Source organism: Vibrio sp. SS-MA-C1-2 (assembly GCF_021513135.1).
Taxonomy (GTDB): Bacteria; Pseudomonadota; Gammaproteobacteria; order Enterobacterales; family Vibrionaceae.
In genome coordinates this window covers 433,855-454,103 of sequence record NZ_CP090980.1, presented here as the reverse complement: position 1 = coordinate 454,103, position 20,249 = coordinate 433,855, and the positions used below count along the sequence as shown (strand labels likewise).

15 protein-coding genes and 1 pseudogene are annotated in these 20,249 nt (G+C 37.7%); 9 read left to right on the top strand and 7 right to left on the bottom strand.

All coding sequences use genetic code 11. The annotated features are described in order from the left end of the window. Positions 1 to 305: 305 nt before the first annotated feature. The 4 genes from L0B53_RS02040 (at position 306) to L0B53_RS02025 (ending at position 6,006) form a co-directional block, all read left to right on the top strand. Positions 306 to 1,292: a BtrH N-terminal domain-containing protein gene (locus tag L0B53_RS02040; protein ID WP_235059646.1), complete on the top strand. Its 987-nt coding sequence runs from the start codon at positions 306 to 308 to the stop codon at positions 1,290 to 1,292. Between the two features lie 207 nt (positions 1,293 to 1,499). Beyond that, complete coding sequence (locus L0B53_RS02035; RefSeq protein ID WP_235059645.1) at positions 1,500 to 3,185, top strand: Hsp70 family protein; 1,686 nt, start codon at positions 1,500 to 1,502, stop codon at positions 3,183 to 3,185. Between the two features lie 60 nt (positions 3,186 to 3,245). Beyond that, on the top strand, positions 3,246 to 5,336 hold the full coding sequence (locus tag L0B53_RS02030) for a J domain-containing protein (protein ID WP_235059644.1): 2,091 nt from the start codon (positions 3,246 to 3,248) through the stop codon (positions 5,334 to 5,336). Further along, complete coding sequence (locus L0B53_RS02025) at positions 5,329 to 6,006, top strand: DUF1266 domain-containing protein (protein WP_235059643.1); 678 nt, start codon at positions 5,329 to 5,331, stop codon at positions 6,004 to 6,006. Before L0B53_RS02030 ends, L0B53_RS02025 begins: the two co-directional genes overlap by 8 nt. A gap of 102 nt (positions 6,007 to 6,108) precedes the next feature. Here L0B53_RS02025 and L0B53_RS02020 read toward each other — a convergent pair whose 3' ends face one another. Both L0B53_RS02020 and L0B53_RS02015 read right to left on the bottom strand, forming a co-directional pair. Beyond that, positions 6,109 to 6,990 (bottom strand): LysR family transcriptional regulator, encoded by an 882-nt coding sequence (locus L0B53_RS02020; RefSeq protein WP_235059642.1) that lies wholly within the window; start codon positions 6,988 to 6,990, stop codon positions 6,109 to 6,111. 35 nt (positions 6,991 to 7,025) lie between these two features. Continuing rightward, on the bottom strand, positions 7,026 to 8,105 hold the full coding sequence (locus L0B53_RS02015) for a hypothetical protein (RefSeq protein ID WP_235059641.1): 1,080 nt from the start codon (positions 8,103 to 8,105) through the stop codon (positions 7,026 to 7,028). A gap of 807 nt (positions 8,106 to 8,912) precedes the next feature. Between L0B53_RS02015 and L0B53_RS02010 the strand changes: the two genes are divergently transcribed. After that, positions 8,913 to 9,461 carry a DUF1415 domain-containing protein gene (locus tag L0B53_RS02010; RefSeq protein ID WP_235059640.1) on the top strand — a complete coding sequence of 183 codons (549 nt, stop codon included), beginning with the start codon at positions 8,913 to 8,915 and terminating at the stop codon, positions 9,459 to 9,461. A gap of 235 nt (positions 9,462 to 9,696) precedes the next feature. Here L0B53_RS02010 and L0B53_RS02005 read toward each other — a convergent pair whose 3' ends face one another. The 5 genes and pseudogenes from L0B53_RS02005 to malK form a co-directional block, all read right to left on the bottom strand. Next, positions 9,697 to 10,230 carry a gamma carbonic anhydrase family protein gene (locus L0B53_RS02005; protein ID WP_235059639.1) on the bottom strand — a complete coding sequence of 178 codons (534 nt, stop codon included), beginning with the start codon at positions 10,228 to 10,230 and terminating at the stop codon, positions 9,697 to 9,699. A gap of 277 nt (positions 10,231 to 10,507) precedes the next feature. Beyond that, complete coding sequence (locus L0B53_RS02000; RefSeq protein ID WP_235059638.1) at positions 10,508 to 10,717, bottom strand: cold-shock protein; 210 nt, start codon at positions 10,715 to 10,717, stop codon at positions 10,508 to 10,510. 349 nt (positions 10,718 to 11,066) lie between these two features. Further along, a pseudogene (locus tag L0B53_RS01995) lies at positions 11,067 to 12,637 on the bottom strand (cryptochrome/photolyase family protein). Between the two features lie 28 nt (positions 12,638 to 12,665). Further along, positions 12,666 to 13,949, bottom strand: a complete 1,284-nt coding sequence (locus tag L0B53_RS01990) for a DASH family cryptochrome (RefSeq protein WP_235059637.1) — start codon at positions 13,947 to 13,949, stop codon at positions 12,666 to 12,668. Positions 13,950 to 14,150: 201 nt separating this feature from the next. After that, positions 14,151 to 15,260, bottom strand: a complete 1,110-nt coding sequence (gene malK / locus L0B53_RS01985) for a maltose/maltodextrin ABC transporter ATP-binding protein MalK (protein ID WP_235059636.1) — start codon at positions 15,258 to 15,260, stop codon at positions 14,151 to 14,153. Between the two features lie 384 nt (positions 15,261 to 15,644). Between malK and malE the strand changes: the two genes are divergently transcribed. The 4 genes from malE (at position 15,645) to L0B53_RS01965 (ending at position 19,927) form a co-directional block, all read left to right on the top strand. Beyond that, entirely contained in the window at positions 15,645 to 16,829 is a 1,185-nt protein-coding gene (gene malE, locus L0B53_RS01980) for a maltose/maltodextrin ABC transporter substrate-binding protein MalE (RefSeq protein ID WP_235059635.1), read from the top strand. A 131-nt stretch (positions 16,830 to 16,960) separates the two neighbouring features. Then, a complete protein-coding gene (gene malF, locus L0B53_RS01975; protein WP_235059634.1) occupies positions 16,961 to 18,529 on the top strand; it encodes a maltose ABC transporter permease MalF in 1,569 nt (522 codons plus the stop codon). 11 nt (positions 18,530 to 18,540) lie between these two features. Further along, positions 18,541 to 19,431 (top strand): maltose ABC transporter permease MalG, encoded by an 891-nt coding sequence (gene malG, locus L0B53_RS01970; protein WP_235059633.1) that lies wholly within the window; start codon positions 18,541 to 18,543, stop codon positions 19,429 to 19,431. Positions 19,432 to 19,600: 169 nt separating this feature from the next. Beyond that, positions 19,601 to 19,927 carry a hypothetical protein gene (locus L0B53_RS01965; RefSeq protein WP_235059632.1) on the top strand — a complete coding sequence of 109 codons (327 nt, stop codon included), beginning with the start codon at positions 19,601 to 19,603 and terminating at the stop codon, positions 19,925 to 19,927. The last annotated feature ends 322 nt before the right edge of the window (positions 19,928 to 20,249 follow it).

Below are 20,249 nucleotides of genomic sequence, written 5' to 3'. Positions count from 1 at the left end.
AATGACTTTAGGTAGATAATTCTTGTTGTCGTCGAATTGCCTAAATTAGATCAGATCCCACCGTTTTATTTTTACCTTAATTCCTCCTTTTACTTGAAATTACTAGGTTGTTGGCTACATTTCTCGCCTATTTGCAATGTCAATTACGTTAGGTCTAGCTAAACAATAAATATCACTTTTAAGAAATTAATAGAGAAAAGATCAGTTAAGAACCCATTGAGTAAAAGATGGATATTCTTTTCTTTTCTTCTGTTAATTTCCAGTTAAAACTGAATAACTGGCAATCAAGGACGATGGAGAAATAAATGGAAATACAGAATTTTAAGCCCTTTGTTGGTGTACATTGTGAGACAACGGCATCAGGAACATTACTGAGACAATTAGATATTGAGTTATCTGAAGCGATGATGTTCGGTTTGGGGGAGGGGCTGAGTTTTATCTTCTGGAATATGAAGATCATGGATTTCCCTTTCATCGGTGGCAGAGTAAAACCACTGTCATTGACGAAGAATTTAGCAAAAAACCTTAAATTAAAATTTGAGGTGAAAGAGACATCATCCGTTAAAAAGGGGTGGAATAATGCAAAATCTTTGCTAGATAACAATATCGCTGTCGGTTTACAGCTGGATTCTTATTATCTTGAGTACTTTGCTGTTCAAATACATTTTGCCGGTCATTTTGCGGCAATGTATGGCTATGATGAAAATTTGGCCTATCTGGTCGATACAAAGCCAAATGGAGGAAAGGTAAAAACATCATTAAAAAGCCTTGAACTGGCAAGAAATGAAAAAGGGCCGATGTCAGCTAAAAATTTAGTCTATTCATTACAAAAAACAGCGGTGAATTTTAATCTCTCAGACGTTATTGTCGCTGCTATTGTAAATAATGCCATTGAGTATTTGAATCCACCGATAAAAAATATTAGTTATAAAGGCATTCTGAAAACAAGTGAAGAGATTAAAAAATGGTTTAATCGAAGCTCAAATATTGAGTATGAGTTTTGTACCACCGCAATGTTGATGGACAAAGCGGGAACGGGAGGCGCGATATTTAGAAATATGTATCGAGATTTTCTTCAAGAGGCTTATGAAATAACAAAGTTACCCCTTATTTATAAAGCATATAAACAGTTTGTCGTGATTGCTGAGTTATGGTCGGAAGTAATTCGGTTATTAGAAGAGGCAGAGAAAAATAGAGATGAATCGTTAGTCAATAAAGCGTCTGATATTCTGATTGATTTATCAGAAAAAGAGTATGCAGCAATGAAAGCCCTTGAACAAATCGCTAAATAAACTGGATAGCCGTTGCTATCTATTCTGTCTTAATTTCAGGACTCAATTTAAAACAGTGACTAAATGAATTGTTAAGCTTTGAACTCTTATTTTATTTGCGTTTATATATCTGATAGGAAAATAAACGTAATTGATGAGATAACAATAATTAATTAAAAACAATACTCACCAATGGATTATTTTATCGTTTATCTTATGGAGAGGGAAATGTCATTAATTATTGGTATTGATTTAGGCTCGACGAATAGTTTAGTCTCTTATTGGAATGGTGACCAAGCGGTGATTATCCCAAATGTATTTGGTGAAAACCTCACCCCTTCTGTTGTTGGTCTTGATGATGATGGTCATGTTCTTGTTGGCGCTGTGGCAAAAGAGCGCCTAATTACCCACCCGCAAAAAACCGCTGCTATTTTCAAACGTTACATGGGCTCAGATAAGGTTTATTACTTTGGTTCATCTAGTCCATTTCGTGCGGAAGATCTTTCATCACTGCTATTACGAGCATTAAAGGCGGACGCCGAAGCCTTTTTAGGGGAGACCATTGATGAGGCAGTGATCAGTGTGCCAGCTTACTTTAATGATCAGCAACGAAAAGCAACGCAATTAGCGGGAGAATTGGCTGGATTAAAGGTTGAACGATTGATCAATGAGCCGACGGCGGCAGCATTAAGTTATGGACTGCAAAATAGAGAAGATGAGAGTCAATTTTTAATCTTTGACTTGGGTGGGGGAACGTTTGATGTCTCAGTTCTTAGCCTTTATGAAGGGAGCATGGAGGTTAATGCAACCGCGGGGCATAATGCGCTTGGTGGCGAAGATTTTGTTGATTTATTGGTGGATGAATTCATTAAAAAACATCAACTGAACAACTTATCGTCCGATGGCTTATCACAAACCGAACCGTCACTTCATTCACTCCCCCTGAAAGATTACAGTCAATTACGTTGGAAAGTTGAGCAGTTAAAACTGGATTTAACTCGCCAGCATCAAGCCACGCTAGAGTTCGATATTTGCCAAAATACCTTCACTTGGACACTGAGCCGAGACCGGTTCTCTGAGCTTTGCCAACCACTGATTGAGAAAATTCGTCGTCCCATTGAACGGTCATTAAATGATGCAAGAATTTCACCGTCAGAACTTGATGATATTATTCTTGTTGGTGGGGCGACTCGGATGCCGTTGGTCCGTTCTCTGGTTGCTAAGATGTTTGGCCGCTTTCCGAAAAGTCACCATAACCCAGATGAAGTTGTCGCACTGGGTGCAGCTGTTCAAGCTGGTCTTAAGGCGCGAGATTGCTCATTAAAGGATATTATTCTCACCGATGTCTGTCCTTACTCTTTGGGTTTAGAGACGGTGAAAACAACAGGGAAGAGAGGACAACAGGCTGGATTTTACACCTCAATTATTGATCGCAATACGGTGATCCCTGTTAGCCGAGAAAAGATCTTTAGCACCTGTGAGGATAATCAGCTAAGTCTGTTGATCTCTATCTATCAAGGAGAGAGTCGCTTAGTGCGAGATAATATCAAATTAGGTGAACTTGAGATTGCTGTCCCTCCTGCGCCTGCGGGTGAGCAAGCTGTAACGGTTCGTTATACCTACGATATCAATGGCATTTTAGAGGTAGATACACGGGTTGAATCGACAGGAGAGTTACAACATAAAGTCATAAAAAGCGAGAGCTGTCATCTCACTGATGAGCAGATCCAACAACGACTTATTGAGCTTAATGCACTAAAAACACATCCACGAGACCAGCTTGAAAATAGGATGTTACTGGCGAGAGGTGAGCGCCTATATGAACAGTCATTGGGGGAAGAGAGAGAATATATTAATGATTTACTGGTTGAATTTGAGTCTTTGATTTATTTACAAGACCTTAAAAAAGATTAAAAAAGCACGGATTAAAATCAATGATGATTTATCACAAATTGAAGGTAGAAGGATCTAACAATGGATTGCTGGCAGTTAATCGGTATAGAACCGACAGTTGATAAAATGACCATTAAACGGGCTTATGCTCGACAGTTAAAACAGTACAACCCCGAGGATAATCCAGAAGGGTTTAAAGCGTTACGTTCGGCATTGGAAGAGGCATTAGAGGCTGCGCGATTTATCTCTCTTGATGAAATTAACACAGTTGAACCTGTTGATGCTGACTCAATAGAGAGAGAGAGTGATAACACCAATAGTGAACCCGCCAAGATTATAATGAATGACGTTGAAATAACGACAACAGAATTAGGCGACAAAGAAAAGCAATCACTATCGAGAGAGACGGTCGATAAAATAGTCGCAACGTTTATGGATAAGGTTGTGGCGATATATGGTGATTTAGATCAGCGTAAAGAATTAAAGGTTTGGCAGGACGCAGTTGAATCTCAGCCTACCTGGAATCTTGATGCTAGGATTGGGATGACTTTTTCACTGTTTCATTTTATCGGCCACTATTTTTATATCCCGACTGACGTTTTTAAATATCTTGATGATTACTTTAGCTGGAGTGATAACTATCAAGTGCTTGTGGATGAGTTTGGTGAGCAGACCGTTGATCGCGTTTTAGACCACTTTGCTTATGAGCAGTGGCGGTTAGGGTATCAGGATGTTCTCTTTACTACTCCGCTCGATGTTAATGCGATGGAACACTACTTTGCACTTAGAGAGCGATTCGAATATTTAATCCTTAATGAAAGCAGTGAAGGTATGGAAGCCGTCATTAAAGAGCTTAATGAGATTGATGTGCAAGATTTTGAGTTAGATCGACTGTTTTATCTCTATTATCTCAATCAAAATGAGCCTTATAAACCGCTGTTTTATGCCGATAAATTAGCAATTAAATACCCGCATCGCATTGAAGGCTACCTTTTTAAAGCACAAATAAACCTTAGGCATCATGCTGTTAGTGTGGCGGCTGATAACTATAAATCTGCACTATTGGTGGATGAACATCATGATGTAGCGATGAAAGGATTAGCAAGGTGTTATTTAGCTCTGAATGATCTCTTTTCTGCTAAGTGTCTGTATGAGCAGTTATTGTTACAGACACCATTTGATGTCGAAGCTCGAATCCAATTAATCCAAATTAACCAAAAAATGCTCGATGAGAGCTTTGCGATCTTACAGCAGAAACCTAACCACTCAAGAGCGTTAAAACAAATTGCAGAATCGTACATTGAGATAGGTGCTTACCAAGAGTGTGCCACCTTTTTAGAGCAGCGAATTAAAAAGACTAAACCCTTTTTTGAACCGTTATTAAAGTTGATCCGTGGCAGCATTGTTTCGGTCACTTTCCGTTGGCTTTTCTTGTCTAAAATTGACCAAGTGTTTGGTTTCCGAAACAGTGAACTGCATCATATGTTGGGTATCGCTTATCAAGCATTAAACCAACCACAATTGGCGATAAATGCCTATTTGATGGCATTGGATAAAGCGAAATTAGAAGAGACCAATGGTTACCCTTCTTTGGTACGGTTGGGGCAACTCTATAATGACCAAGAGAACTATAAAGAGGGGTTGGCGATGTTGCAAAAAGCCCACTCATTTACTCCAAACTCGGATGAAATACTCGCTAGTATGGCGAAAGCGCAGTTTGAATTAGGGTTTAATGATCAGGCTTTAAAAAGTATCAACCGAGCGATTAGTCTCAATAGTGAACCGTGGCGTTACTATTTTATGCGGGGAAGCTTTCTTCTATTTTCTGGTCAACCATTAGCAGCAAGAGCCGATTTAAATCATGTGATCAGTCTGAATTCTTTATATTATTTGGCGTGGTATCGACTGGGACTATGCAATGAAGAGTTAGAATTAAAATCAGAGGCAATAGATTGTTTTAAGTCTTCCCTCTCTTGTAGCCCTAGTTGGATATATCCTGCTTTACATTGGTTGGATATCGCCTGTGAAATTAAAGATCTTGAGAGTTCAGAATTGGCGATGGAAGCCTATTTAGCAACAACAGATAGTGATGTTGAAGAGGTTGAACAATATCAGCAAGCGATCATTGAAATGAAATTGAAAGTACAGCAGGAGGAGGCTAGTCATGCGTAACCTTGAGCAATATAACCCTGATAATTTATCTCCGACCCAATTATGGGGATTGGGTATTAGTTCGTTATTAACTGAAATGAATGGTTTGAGACACGATCTGCTTCATCATCATGGCGAGACTGAGAATAACTTAAAAGCGTTAAAGCATATGATGGTGAGAGATTGGGGAATTGAAACTCGGGAAGAGTATCTTAATATGCTAAATGGGTTACTTAATGGTGGTCATAATAGGGCATATATGCAAACGCAACACGATCTTACTCAATTGTCCGAATTTGCAATAACGGAGTATCTTACCGCCAATATGGGTAATAAAAAAAGAGAGAGCGAGTTACAACTTATTCGCAGTTATCGTCATACCTTAAGTAAAAGTGGGATCCGAGCTTGGGATGATGGACGTTACGCTTCTATTTGTCGTTGGGGGACATCGTTAGGGCTTTTTTCTGAGCAAGAGTGCTGGCAGATGTTGTACGAGCTGGCTTTAAAAGTACAGCCCTGTTTTGATAGTTGGTATAGCTTTGGTATTAGTTATGTTGTTGGGCGCCAATACTGGCAAAGTAATGCAACAGAAGTATTTGCCAAGGAGGAGATGCGAGTGATTCGGGGCTTAACGGGTGATCCAAACAGTCCTTGGAATCAATTGGATTGGAATTTAACGTTGAGTTTATGATCGATAGATTACGTCACTGTTTATCTACCGATACTGGAAGGACGAAATAGCCCAGCTTAATTTTTGAATACGATTTTTGAGTAAACGTATATGGTGAAATTATTAATGTTTTGGCTGAAAGTATTGATTAGCAAACTCAATAAATACACGTAATTTTTCTGACTGATGCTTACGATGATTATAAAGTAAGAACAGGTCATGTTCATTAGCAGACCAATCCTTTAGAACTCGAACTAGTTCACCACGCTGAAGTTGTTCTTTTACCATGGTATCTGGCATTAGTGTGACACCTAAACCATCAATACAGGCTTGCTTAACGATATTTAGGTTATTGGCTTCAAAACGTCCCGCTTTATCAATAACCACGCAGTCATTATGTTTATTCGCTAAACGCCAACGTAAAAGAGGGCTGCCACGTAATAAAGTATGCTCATTAAGATCTTGAGGGTGTAAAAGGGGTTGAGCATTAACTAGGTATTTAGGCGAGGCGACCAAAATATCTTCTACTTGGTGGATCTTCTTTGCAATTAAGGTTGAGTCGCGTAATGAGCCAATGCGAAATAACACGTCCCAATCTGTTGGGTCGAGTTGATTGGTGTCATTACTGACGAGTAACTCGATACTGATTTCAGGGTATTGAGACATAAATGCATTGAACATGGGTTGTAAAAAAATCTTAGATAGACCAGATGGTGCTGCAATACGTAACTTTCCAGCAGCGGTCTTATGTTCCTTATTCAAAAATTCAACATTTTTTAGCAAGTGCATAATGGTCGGCGTACATTGTGAATAGAAACGTTGCCCGGCATCAGTTAAGGTCACTCTTCTAGAATCACGAGTAAGAAGTTGCGTATTGAGTGTTTTTTCTAGAGTTGACAGACGACGAGTTAATGTCGTAATCGTCACGCCAGATTGTTTTGATGCTAATGAATAGTTACCCTGTTCAACGACGATACGGAACAGATTAAAATCATCAAGTCTCATTGTATTAAACCTTTATTAAGCTGAGTAATGGAAGATCAAGACTGGTATAAAATACCGTTAAAGGTATTGTCTTTGATAACGAGTGCACCAAAATCTTGTTGGAATGCGCCATTTTTTGGTTGTTCTAATGTTATGGAATCAACACCAGATAGTGATTGAAACCTTGAGTTATAGTTGAGGTTTTTTGTGTCGTTTTCTTTATCGAAGTTTGTATTGCTATCAAATAGGTCAGAGAGATACTCTTGATGAATTAATTCATTATCTTCATCAGTAAAGTAATACTTGTTATAGCCGCTATTCGTACCGTCTACATGGATATAGAAAGAGCTTTTAAACACCGCTTCACAAAAGTGACGTAAACGAATAAGCGCACTGATTGAATCTATCGTTTCATCTTTAAGTGAAAGCATAGGAATGACAGCTAAAACCGGAGTTTTGTTTTCATATAATGTGATTAGTTGACGTTTTAGATGTTCTATATCTTGAGTTGTCTTGATTGATATAGGAATAATATTTTCTTTTGGCAGCCCGTGACTAGAAAATATTTTAACCCAGTATTGATATTTCGCTCTTGAGACAAGAACTTTACCTGTTTGGTAATAAGCTTTAAATTTATGATTAAATGATGACATTAATATGTCATTAAACTGGCCACCAGAGATAAGCTCATTACATAAAGAGATAACTTTTTTTGGTTTCATTGTTAGTAGCTCAATATCACTATACTGATTAACCAGAACGCTTGTTTCTTTGTTCTCTTTTATTGCCAGAGCAATTGAAGATAGTCGCTTCAATGATTGAAAAAGTAAGTAATGGCTAATCCCTATGTTTTTAGTTATTTTTGTTGCAGATAATGTATTATTAAAATTAAAAAGTGATGAGAGTTTTTCATTTGCTGATAATTCTAACTTTGTTGACGGTGCATTTACCTTATTACTATTAGATAGCTCATCGAGAGAGAAGTGACTTGAACACTCTTTTAATATCTTAGTTAGCTTATATACTTTCTTTACAAAACACGTTTCAGAGAAATATTGACGACTATATATAGAACCAATAACACGACTACTATCATGTTGAATGGTTGGGCTGTGTTGTTCGATATTGTTCAACATAAAATTCCCTTACTCTTTGTTGTACCACAGTGTATATATTTAAGTGGTATTTAAACTAAACGATACGGTTAATTTATGTTCTTGTGGTTGTAAAGTCATAAAGAAAAGGTTAGCTAATTATCATCATTTTAATTGTTAGTTAACTACTTGTATTTATTTGGAAAAAATATTTTTCTTTACGGTAAAGACATATAGATTGATTTGTTTTGCTATGATTTAGGTAATAAAACTAAATCTAATCTAATAACCTGTTGATATTAAATAATATTTATATTAACTTTATCTTTTCTATAGAAAATTTATATCAAAAAATAGCTTTTCCATCGACAGGGTTATTTGTGTGTTAGTTTTTTGTTGGTTATTTGTTTCTTGATGGTAGGCAGTGATTGGTGTGGAAATGTATTGTTGATTTTTATTGTCTCAACTTTTAGAACGAAGTGTTCAATTTGAGGCTGTTTATTAAATAATTAATCAGTTTAATATAGTGAGCAGTTAACTAAAAACATTAATTATTGAAATTTTTTCGTATTAAAATATTTATTTAATAAATTTCAATTATCTTAAATATCATTACTAAGCAAAAAGGAATTTATCATGCCTATTTTATGTATTATTACTGTTGTGTTAACAACAACTGTTATGATTGTTACTCATTAATGTTAAAAGTAGTGGAAGTAATAATTAGATAAGAGATCAAAACGTTTTTTCTTTGAATATTAAGGCATTGGTTGTTTAATAATCCTGATTGCTTTATTTTGTTCCTCAATTTATTATATCATTTATTAAATTGATTCAGTTGAGAGCGATATGACAGAGCAGCAGCAAGTGATTGACCAGACCGTTAAATGGGTCAAAGATGTGATAATTAAATACAATATATGCCCATTCGCTCGTCGTGAGATTGAACGAGGCTCTATTCGCTGTATCACTGTGGATGAATCTAAAATTGATAAGGTTTTAGAACAGTTAATTATAGAGTGTGAGTTCTTAGATGAAAATAGTGAAATTGAAACATCGTTAGTGGTTATTCCACGAGGTTTTGAAGGTTTCTATCCCTATCTTGATCTGGTGGATATCGCGAATGAACTTTTGATTGAACAAGGGTATGAGGGCGTTTATCAGATAGCGACCTTCCACCCTGATTACTGTTTTGATGATGAACCTTACGATGAGCCATCTAACTACACCAACCGCTCACCTTATCCAACCTTACATCTGATTCGTGAAAGTAGCCTAGAAGAAGCGCTGGAAGAGTATGATGAGCCAGAATCAATTCCTGAACGAAATATTCAATTCTGTCAACGAAAAGGTGGAGAGTTTTTCGCTCAATTATTAGCTAATTGTATGAAACCTTAACCGATAAGATTTGACCAATAAAATAATTGGAGTTGTTAGTGACTTGGCTGAGTTTGCTTGCTGACTAACAATTTCAATTATTTTAGGTATCCCCTTCATACTTGAAGTTGCTAGGTTGTTGGCTGTACTCGTTCGCCCCAATCATATAGGAAACCTACACTCATGGAGCCTCACTCACTTGCCGCCTATTAGCAACTCCAATTACTTTGGGTCTATATATTTATAAAAAGTGAGATTATTCGTGTTTGTACTGTTTTCCAAGTGCGACATAATTATCGCCAGATTGAGTGAGAAATTGAATTTCTTCTGCGGTAAGTTCTCGGGCTTTTTTTACAGGATTACCAAAATAAAGAAAACCACTTTCTAATATTTTTCTCGGTGGAACTAAGCTTCCAGCACCAATAACGACATTACGATTGACAACAGCACCATCTAATATTGTGGTTCCAATACCAATTAAAACATGATCTTTGATGGTACAGCCATGCAAATTTACACTGTGACCTACTGTGACATAATCGCCAATAATGGTTGCTTCACTATCATTGCCGCGTTTCTCGGCTCGGGTAACATGAATAATAGAACCATCTTGAATGTTTGTTTGGTGCCCAATACTTACCGAATTAACGTCACCTCTAATGACAACAGAAGGCCAAATACTGCATTGTTCTCCAATATTGACTTCACCAATAATTGTCGCAGCAGAATCGATATAGGCACTATCCGCAATGGTTGGGGTATAATCTAGAAATTGACGTATATTATTCATAACTTATCCTTGTTTAAGTAAGAAGGGTATATATTCGCGGTTATCTATGCCTTTAGTTAGGCTTTCTCTAATATAAATCAGTCAATAAGGAAAATATAGTTTTGAATTGGATAAACAGGAAAAGGGTGTTTAGTAAGATTTATCGGATTGATAACTAAGAGTAAAAGAGTATTGGTGAGAATCAAAGGTGAGTAATATTGTCGTTAAGAAGCGGAATTTCAGGTATAAAAAAAGCCAGCAATGCCGGCTTTTTTTTACAAACTAAAACGCTTGGCTATTAAAGACCAACAACGTTTGCAGCTTGAGGACCTTTCTGGCCTTGTTCAGTATCAAAAGAAACCTTTTGACCTTCTTTAAGAGTTTTGAAACCCTCAGAAGCGATAGCACGGAAATGAACGAATACGTCAGAACCGCCGTTCTCTGGAGTAATGAAACCGAAACCTTTTTCTTCGTTAAACCACTTAACGATACCAGTTGATTTAGACATGTCTAATTCCTAATAATTTATAAAAATAATTCGCATAATGCGTAAATGTAGCCAAGAGAAGAATTACTTATGTGAAAATAATATGTATAGGGAAAAATTAATGTCAAAATAAAACTATTAAGGCAGTAAAATTCTTAAAGCATAATATATGGATCAAATAAATAGGTCTGACTTACAGGCCGAGGTGAATTCTACCTAAATCTTACCTATTGTACAGTGTTATTTTTATTAAATATCTACAAGTCATTGTAACTGTATGTTTATTATGTGGAATTTTGTTTTTTTATTGTTTAAGGAGTGTGTTGAAAAACAATAATTTTTGATTTTCAGGTTCATAGTGTCGACTCAATTAAAGCTTTTCTATTTTTATTAAGTACTCTTCAGCGCACTTTAATGTGGCTTGACGCTCTTCTTCCGTGAGATTATCCCAGCTGCGATAGATCATTCTAACTCGAGGGTTCTTCGCTAACTGTTGTTGATGTTTATCAAGGAATCGCCAATAAAGGCTATTTAAAGGGCAGGCTTGCTCTCCATGTCGCTTGTTGACCTGATAGTGACAGTTTTTGCAGTAGTTGCTCATTCGGTTAATATATGCGCCACTGGCTGCGTAAGGTTTGGTTGCGACAACGCCGCCATCTGAAAAGAGCGCCATACCTCGCGTGTTGGGCATTTCAACCCATTCAATTGCATCTATATAGATCCCCAAATACCAATTATCTACTTGCTGTGGTTCAAGCTCTGCTAATAGAGCAAAATTTCCCGTGACCATCAATCGTTGAATATGATGAGCATAACTATGGCTTAAGGACTGAGTAATGGCTTGTTGCAGACAGCGCATATTCGTGTTTCCTGTCCAAAAAAATCAGGAATGGCTCTGTGAGCATTTAAGTTATTAAGCGTGCTGTATTCAGGCATATTTTTCCAATATATAGCACGAATGAATTCTCTCCAGCCTATAATTTGTCTTATAAATCCTTCAACTTGAGCAATCTCAATCGCTGGGTTGTCAGTAAATGCGTTTAAAGCGTGATTAATCACTTCTTTGGGGGAGAGTTGCTTAGTATTGAGAGAAAAAGAGAGGCGACTATGGTAAAGCGACCACTTTGCAGGATGATTGTCTATCATCGCATCTTGATATTGTCCAAAGTAGGGCAGGCAAACGCGACAAAAGTGTTCCAGTAATTCGAGACTTTGTTCTCTATTGATCGGCCAAAATAGAGGATTTGCTGTCACTCCTATAGTCATTATTTTATGGCGTTTGAGGCGGTCTAAGATCTCAGATATTGAGTTGTCAAATGACTTGGGTTCTGGCAAAGAATCAATATCTTGTTGCTTGAGCTTATTACGATTTTGTTGGTCAAAATTCCATTTCCCTCCAATGGGTTTGTTATCCTCATCCATTAAAATGTGGTGTTGTTTTCGCATTTTTCGATAAAATTGCTCCATTATGGAGAATTTATTTTTAGTAAATTGTTGTTCAATTTCAGCTAATGACAGGTAGAAGTGTTGAGTATCAACTTTTTTTATTTCAATGTTACTGAGATTTTTTGATAGCGATAATTGAGAAGCAAAACATGCTAACTGCTCGGCTAATCGGTATTCGTCTGGTTGCTGGTATTCAAAACTCTTTGCCTGATAGAGCTCAAGATAATAATTAATTAAAGTCGGTAAATCTGAAAAAGCACAGGTTTCATCAAGGGTAAGATGAAGAACATGATGGCCTTGATCTTGTTTTTCTTGAGCAAATGCACTCATAGCTGCAAAGAAGGCACACACTTTTTGAATATGGTGAGTGGTGTAGTCAGTTTCTTGCTTTAGTTCAGCAATAAGGTAGAGAGTTTCCTCATCTGATTGAGTAAACCAAGAGTGTTGACTGTTTAATTGATCACCAAGAATAAGTCTTATTCTATTGTATTTCATGATGCTACCCCAATGATTTCCTATTACGTTAAATAGTCCACTTTTTAGTGAAATGGCCTTTTGGATCATAACGTTGAGCTTGCTGGATTATATCAAATTGATGAGAACCATTGGGGGCAGCGCCTAAACCAGCTAGATATTGCCAATTTCCCCAATTGGATGCGACATCGTAGTCAATAAGCTGGGTTTCAAAATATGCTGCACCAAAACGCCAATCGATTTGTAGTTCGTGAATCAGATAACTTCCGACCAATTGTCGCCCTCGATTAGATAAGTATCCTGTTTCGTTTAATTGGTTTAGACAAGCATTGATCAGTGTGGATGGTGTTTTCCCTTTTTGCCATGCCGTTAAATTAAGCTGTTGGTGTGGCGTTAACCTTTTTAATCTTTGCGAGTTAGGTGTTAAAAACAGCTGTTGACTGTTTTTTAATGCTTGCCAATAGAAGAACTCTCGCCAAAGAAGCTCAAATAAAATCCAATATGTCGATTGGTTTGCTCCTTTTTGTAATTCATATTCTTCCAACCTTTGCTTAATAAGTCTGACTGAAAGGTTTCCATTTGCTAACCAAAGAGAAAATTTTGTAGAGTTGTTAATACCATCAAATTCATTACGCGTTTCTTTATAAGAGCTTGCATAAGAACCTGAAAAATAGTGCTCAATATGGGCTAATGCTGCCTGCTCTCCTCCTTGAAAATATAACTCTTGATCCTTTTTTTGTCGTGAGGATTCAATAAAGGTAGGCTCATCTAAGTTCAATGGCGATATGGTTTTTGGTATTAAATAGTGGGGATAAATAGCTTGCTCTTTGATGGGGGGCAAGGTTGCTATCGACTCAATACTTTTTCTAAATTGAGTAAAAGTTCTTGGAATCTCAGTCAAAGGGTAAGGCAATTGAGATTCAGTGAGAATAGTACTGTTTTCATATTTGTGAACGGTTAATGATGGGTACCGAGTGGTTACTTTTAATTGCTGTTGTTGTTCATCATAACCAGCATGATAATGACAAAATAGATCTGAAACTGATAACTCTTTAATCAAAGATGCAATGACTTCACTCGGTGTTTGTTGGTAAATCAATAAATGCTGTTTGCGTTGTTGTAGATCATGTTGTAGTTGTATTAAGGACTGGTGCTGAAAACGTAGTTTTTGTGCGCCAAAGTGCATTTGTTGTGAAAAGTGTTTTAGAAAAGGGGTGATTTTGGGTAAGCAATATATACAAATTAAGACATCAACTGTCTGGGTCGCGAGGTTGAGAAGTCGGTTATCATGACAACGGAGATCATTGCTAAACCAATAAATACCTACTTTCATATTCACCTCTTAAAAAACGTGGTTAACACACTTTTGGTTGAGTCTGTTTTTGCTATGCCTAAGTTTGTTAAGAGTAAGTTTAGTTTAAGATTGGGAATGAGGATGAGATGAATGAAATTGAGAGAGTAAAAAAGGAAAAATGCACCCAACTCGACGACTGGATTTCATAAATCGAGTTGGGTGCCAAAATAGTAAAGAAATTTAAGCGGTAATTTCTTTATATAGACGCTGGCAAGCAGTGCCATCTTCGTGGAACAAGTGACAACGGTGAGCAGGAATACCGATTGAATACGGTTTTGTCGCATCAATGATTAAAGTATCTGGTTGACGGTAGATAATGCTCGCATCTGCTTCTTTAACTTCAAGATAGACTTGAGTCTCATTACCTAATTGTTCTGTTACCAATACACTCCCTATTACTTTTGCGTCCCCTTCTTCTGCGGGTACCAAATGCTCCGGACGAATCCCCAGAGACATGCGAGAGCCTCGTTGTACTGTTGAGCCCTCTACAGGGATCCAGAATGAAGCACCAGAAGTCAGTTGAACTAATACGCGTTGGTCTTCTACTTCTTCAATAAAGACATTAATAAAGTTCATTTTTGGTGAGCCAATAAAGCCAGCAACAAAACGGTTTTTCGGATAATGGTAAAGTTCTAATGGTTTACCTACTTGAGAAACCCATCCCGCATCTAAAACAACGATTTTATCGGCCATGGTCATCGCTTCAATTTGATCATGAGTGACATAGATCATCGTTGAGCCAAGGCGTTTATGAAGTTTTGCAATCTCAATACGCATTTGAACACGAAGTGCTGCATCTAAGTTTGATAGTGGCTCATCTAATAAGAATACATCGGGCTGAGAAACTAACGTACGACCAATGGCAACACGTTGACGTTGCCCACCAGATAAGGCTTTAGGTTTACGTTCTAAAAGAGGTGTCAGTTGTAAAATCTCCGCGGCATGATTGACACGGTTTTCGATTTCAGTTTTATCAGCTTTTGCTAATTTTAATCCAAACGACATATTGTCATGAAGATTTAAATGAGGATAGAGAGCATAAGATTGGAAGACCATACCGACACCGCGTTGCGATGGAGGAATATCATTCATTCTCTTATCACCAATATATAGGTCACCAGACGTGATATCTTCAAGTCCAGCAATACAACGTAATAGCGTTGATTTACCACAGCCTGATGGGCCAACGAATACCACAAACTCGCCTTGTTCAATCTCTAAATCAACATTTTTAGAGATAACTACATCACCATACGCTTTACAGACATTCTTTAGCGTCACATTTGCCATGGGTATTTCCCTCACTCTTCTGCTTTGAACAGGCAGTAAATGATCATTGCAGAGACCGATTTACTACTGTTAATTTTTTTGTTATTACCATTTTTGAGAATATTGCCAATAAAATCAGCTAATTTCATCCTCCTTATTTAGAAAATCGAGGGGATGAGTCACTTTACTCATATATTACCTAATTTACGTAAATTGGTTCATATTTGAGAGTAATTTAGCAGTTCTATGACTATTTAGTCTCATCTTGGTGACGCCTATCACATTTTTATTACTGATCTGAGAGGGAGTAGATGATAGGAGGAGGATGTTGAGTGAAAATTATTAGAAGATAGTAGTACTGAATAGATTCACATTTATATTTAATCATTAATAAGGATTTTTACAATGAAGAGAGTTCTTACAACTGCTGCACTTTGCACCATGGTTGCTTTAGGTTCAGTTAGTGCACATGCTGCAATTGAAGAAGGCCAGTTAACAATCTGGATTAACGGCGACAAAGGTTATAACGGTCTTGCTGAGGTTGGTAAGCAATTTGAAGCCGACACTGGTATTAAAGTGACGGTAGAACATCCTGATAAAATGGAAGAGAAATACCCTCAGCTTGCATCTTCTGGTGATGGTCCTGATATCGTCTTTTGGGCACACGACCGTTTCGGTGGCTATGCAAAAGCCGGTCTTCTTACTGAAATTAAACCTTCTGCAGAGTTTAAAGAGAAGTTCTATGACTTTACTTGGGATTCAGTGAGCTACGAAGGTAAATATATTGGTTATCCAGTCGCAGTTGAAGCACTTTCTCTTATCTATAACAAAGATCTTATAAAGACAGCACCGAAAACATGGGAAGAAGTTGCGGCTTTAGATAAGAAACTGCAAGCCGATGGCAAAAAAGCGATCATGTGGAATCTACAAGAACCGTATTTCACTTGGCCTGTTATTGCCGCTGATGGTGGTTATGCCTTCAAAGCAACAGCAAATGGCTATGATGCAAAAGATGTTGGTGTTGATAACGCCGGCTCTAAGCGTGGTTTAGGTTTTATTGTTGATATGGTTAACAATGGCGTTATCGCTGCAGATACCGATTACTCAATTGCAGAAGCATCATTCAACAAAGGTGAAGTTGCAATGACAATCAATGGTCCATGGTCATGGGGCAATGTAGAGAAAGCGGGTATTAATTATGGTGTAACAACACTACCAACATTAAATGGTTCACCATCTAAGCCTTTCGTTGGTGTATTAAGTGCGGGTATTAGTTCAGCGTCACCAAACCAAGATCTAGCGGTAGAGTTCCTAGAAAACTACCTATTAACAGATAATGGTCTGAAGCAAGTGAATGATGATAAGCCACTAGGCGCGGTTGCACTTAAGTCATACGAAACCGTTTTAGAAAAAGATCCTCGTATTGCAGCAACAATGGCCAATGCTCAAAATGGTGAAATTATGCCAAATATTCCTGAAATGTCAGGTTTCTGGTATGCAGAAAAAGCAGCTATTATTAATGCAGTCAATGGTCGTCAAAGTGTTGATGAAGCACTTGCTACGGCAAAAGAGCGTATTCTTAAGAAATAAAACGATCACATTAGGTTAATTTAACCCTGTGATTTTGGGGCGACTTATTTTCTTTCTTCAAGGTTTAATATTATTTGAAGTGAGCTAGAGGTCGCCCCTAATTTTAATTTAAAGCGAGAAAGGATTTACCGATGAACTCATCACCAGCCTCAGCGTCAAATACAGACCAAGCGTTGAAAAAAAGTAGTCATAAAAATTGGTTGAAATGGGCGACATTAGGTTTGATCAGCATCATTAATGGCTATGCGATCATTCTAATGTATATGCAAGGTGAGTACATATTTGCACTGTTAACTCTTGTGCTAGCCTCTTTAGGCGTTTTTGTTTTTGCTAATAGAAAGACCTACGCTCATCGTTATATTTATCCGGGTGTTGCTGGGATGATTTTGTTCGTTATCTTCCCTCTGGTTTATACAATAGGGTTAGCATTTACTAACTACAGTGGTGCAAACCAACTCAGTTTCGAACGAGCGCAATCGGTCTTCCAACAACAGACTTATCAAGCGGGTAATAGCTTTGGTTTTGACCTTTACCAACAAGGTGACTTAAGCTCGATTGTTATTAAGCAAGGAGATGAGCGCTTTCAAACGGCACCTTTCGCTTTGCATCAGACTCAACCTACTCCTCTAACAACCGAGAAAACCGATCAGCTACAGGGTACTAAAGCACCATTAAAAGTAGTGATTAAAAATCGAAATGCATTAAAAGAGATTACGGTAAAAGGACCAAATAACCACGATTTAGTGATGTCTGGGCTGAGAAAATTCGGTCAAGTAATGCCACTTTATCTATTACAAGATGACAACGAAACGTTTGTTAACCAAAAAAATGGCGAAGTTTTAAAACCAAACTGGGAGACGGGTAATTACCAAGCTTATGAGAATGGTGAATTTGTCGGTAAACCATTAGCCCCAGGTTTTGTCGTTAATATTGGTTGGGAAAACTTTACCCGTATCTTTACCGATCCAGGGATACAAGGGCCTTTCTTTAGTATTTTTGTCTGGACGGTTGTTTTCTCTGCATTAACGGTTGTATTGACGACGATTGTCGGAATGGTGTTAGGCTGTATCGTTCAGTGGGAAGCATTGAAGGGAAAAGCGATCTATCGGGTACTACTTATTTTACCTTATGCGGTGCCTGCGTTTATTTCGATTCTTATCTTTAAAGGCTTATTTAACCAGAGCTTTGGTGAGATAAATCAGTTGTTAGAAGGGATTTTCGGTATTAGCCCAAACTGGTTTACCGATCCCATTCTAGCGAAAACCATGATTGTTGTGGTTAACACATGGTTAGGTTATCCCTACATTATGATCCTATGTATGGGTCTACTTAAGGCGATTCCTGAGGATCTTTATGAAGCCTCTGCAATGGATGGTGCAACCCCATTCCAAAACTTCTTCAAGATCACACTGCCGATGTTAATCAAACCATTAACACCGTTATTAATTGCTAGTTTTGCCTTTAACTTTAATAATTTTGTATTGATTCAGTTATTAACCAATGGGCAGCCAGATATGATTGGTACAAGCACACCGGCGGGTCACACTGATTTATTAGTGAGCTACACCTACCGTATTGCTTTTGAAGGCGGCGGCGGTCAAGACTTTGGTTTAGCTGGTGCAATTGCCGCGATTATCTTCTTATTAGTTGGTGGCTTATCACTGATTAATCTTAAATTTACAAAATTAGACACAGAATAAGGAGCGTTACTATGGCGATGGTGACAGGAAAATCTGAAAGATACCGCTTATTAGCGACGCATGTTGGTTTATGGTGTTTCCTTGCGTTGATCATGTTTCCGTTATTGATGGTGATTGCGATCTCTCTACGAGAAGGTAATTATGCAACGGGTGACATTATTCCAAAAAGCATCTCTTTTGAGCATTGGAAGTTAGCGCTTGGGATGACAGTCACACATGCAGATGGCTCAGTCACACCACCTCCATTCCCCGTTTTATTATGGTTATGGAACTCAGTAAAAGTGGCAGGTTTAACGGCTATTGGTATTGTTGCCCTTTCGACAACTTGTGCGTATGCATTTGCTCGAATGAAATTTGCAGGAAAAGGTTTTATTCTTAAATCAATGCTGATTTTGCAAATGTTCCCTGCTGTTTTAGCATTGGTTGCTCTTTATGCTCTGTTTGATAAGTTAGGCGCTTATATCCCATTCTTGGGTATGAATACTCACGGGGGGGTTATCTTTGCCTATATGGGGGGAATCGCACTTCACGTTTGGACGATTAAAGGCTACTTTGAATCGATTGACCCTTCATTAGAAGAAGCTGCAGCATTGGATGGTGCAACACCATGGCAAGCCTTTAGATTGGTTTTACTGCCATTGTCTGTGCCAATCTTAGCGGTTGTGTTCATCCTTTCATTTATCGCGGCCATTACAGAAGTCCCTGTTGCTTCACTGTTATTGCGTGATGTGAGCTCTTATACCTTAGCGGTTGGGATGCAGCAGTATTTATACCCACAAAACTACTTGTGGGGAGATTTTGCTGCTGCGGCAGTGATGTCAGCATTGCCTATTACCAGTGTTTTCTTATTGGCACAACGTTATTTAGTGGGTGGTTTAACCGCGGGGGGCGTTAAAGGTTAACTTGGGTAGTTTTTAAATCTAAAGAAAGCAGCTTGATATGAGTTATCAAGCTGCTTTTTCGTATAAACTCAGATGAAGTTACTGGCATTGAGCTAAAATAAGTAATTATTGATTAGTTTTATAAAATGGGTAGAATGTCGCAAAAAATAGAAGAGTTAAAAATTTAATAATGAAACCAATTAAAAAGGTCGACCTGATTTTATTCGGTATCACCCTTATCTATATCCTTTCCTTCCCTTTTCCGATTTATAAACCTCTGCTAACAACGTTGGCCTATATCTCGATTTTAGCTTTTTATGTCATTATGGATTCATTCTTTATTTCAATTTTGCAATTTGTGGTTGTATCTGGACGCTTAATCGAAGGTTTAGTGCACTTTCCCAAAATTAACGTTTTAGAGTCACAGTTTACCTTCATTCTTTGTGGGTCCTTTTTTGCTATTGTATTAATAATTGCGACGATTGATAAATATCGAAAGTATCAACAACTCCGCTAACTAAATAGTTGAATAGGGTTAATTGGGCATGTTCTTTTTAACCTTTTTATTATTTAACTTTTTTATACTTCCTCCTCTCTTTATTTCAAGTTCATTTCTATCCCTAAAATAATTGGCGTTGCTAGTAGGCAGCAAGTGAATGAGGCCCCATGAGTATAGGTTACGCTATGATTGGGGCGAGCAAGTGCAGCCATTATTATAAACCTAACCTAGCGACTTCAAGTCTGAAGGGGATATATCACATTAAATAACAGCGAGTTAAGTGATGAGATTAAACTTACATTTTTTGCTCAAGCCTCATTCCATAAAAACCTAGACTATA

Bases quoted from the DNA above. Each gene is read 5' to 3' on its own strand.
- L0B53_RS02005 (WP_235059639.1), bottom strand. From the start codon at position 10,230: ATGAATAATATACGTCAATTTCTAGATTATACCCCAACCATTGCGGAT.
- L0B53_RS02015 (WP_235059641.1), bottom strand. From the start codon at position 8,105: ATGTTGAACAATATCGAACAACACAGCCCAACCATTCAACATGATAGT.
- malK (WP_235059636.1), bottom strand. From the start codon at position 15,260: ATGGCAAATGTGACGCTAAAGAATGTCTGTAAAGCGTATGGTGATGTA.
- L0B53_RS01965 (WP_235059632.1), top strand. From the start codon at position 19,601: ATGAAACCAATTAAAAAGGTCGACCTGATTTTATTCGGTATCACCCTT.
- malF (WP_235059634.1), top strand. From the start codon at position 16,961: ATGAACTCATCACCAGCCTCAGCGTCAAATACAGACCAAGCGTTGAAA.
- malE (WP_235059635.1), top strand. From the start codon at position 15,645: ATGAAGAGAGTTCTTACAACTGCTGCACTTTGCACCATGGTTGCTTTA.
- L0B53_RS02030 (WP_235059644.1), top strand. From the start codon at position 3,246: ATGGATTGCTGGCAGTTAATCGGTATAGAACCGACAGTTGATAAAATG.
- malG (WP_235059633.1), top strand. From the start codon at position 18,541: ATGGCGATGGTGACAGGAAAATCTGAAAGATACCGCTTATTAGCGACG.
- L0B53_RS02020 (WP_235059642.1), bottom strand. From the start codon at position 6,990: ATGAGACTTGATGATTTTAATCTGTTCCGTATCGTCGTTGAACAGGGT.
- L0B53_RS02035 (WP_235059645.1), top strand. From the start codon at position 1,500: ATGTCATTAATTATTGGTATTGATTTAGGCTCGACGAATAGTTTAGTC.
- L0B53_RS02010 (WP_235059640.1), top strand. From the start codon at position 8,913: ATGACAGAGCAGCAGCAAGTGATTGACCAGACCGTTAAATGGGTCAAA.
- L0B53_RS01990 (WP_235059637.1), bottom strand. From the start codon at position 13,949: ATGAAAGTAGGTATTTATTGGTTTAGCAATGATCTCCGTTGTCATGAT.
- L0B53_RS02040 (WP_235059646.1), top strand. From the start codon at position 306: ATGGAAATACAGAATTTTAAGCCCTTTGTTGGTGTACATTGTGAGACA.
- L0B53_RS02000 (WP_235059638.1), bottom strand. From the start codon at position 10,717: ATGTCTAAATCAACTGGTATCGTTAAGTGGTTTAACGAAGAAAAAGGT.
- L0B53_RS02025 (WP_235059643.1), top strand. From the start codon at position 5,329: ATGCGTAACCTTGAGCAATATAACCCTGATAATTTATCTCCGACCCAA.